Source organism: Pauljensenia sp. UMB3104 (genome assembly GCF_030217285.1).
GTDB lineage: Bacteria > Actinomycetota > Actinomycetes > Actinomycetales > Actinomycetaceae > Pauljensenia.
On the sequence record NZ_JASONN010000361.1, the window covers coordinates 1 to 263 of the forward strand.

The following is a 263-nucleotide window of genomic DNA, read 5'->3' on the forward strand; positions in this document are numbered from 1 at the left end:
CGGCTTGCACCCCCTTACAAAATGAGCTGCCTATCACGCTATGCGTTAGTCTGGTCATGTTCGTTCACAGCATCGAACGACCCTACGTTGAGGAGAGAATCATGAGTCTGGAAGATCTGGCCAAGAAGGCTGAAGAAGGCTTCGAGAAGGTCGTTGACGCGGCCAAGGAGAAGGCTGAAGAAGCCAAGGACAAGCTCGCCGAGCTCGCTGGCGACGCCAAGGACAAGGCATAAGACGCCAAGGACAAGGCAGCGGAGGCCGCC

1 protein-coding gene is annotated in these 263 nt (G+C 56.7%); it reads left to right on the forward strand.

What is annotated here, in order from left to right:
* Window positions 1–101: 101 nt before the first annotated feature.
* Window positions 102–233, forward strand: a complete 132-nt coding sequence (locus tag QP415_RS12025) for a hypothetical protein (protein WP_285100234.1) — start codon at window positions 102–104, stop codon at window positions 231–233.
* Window positions 234–263: the final 30 nt, after the last annotated feature.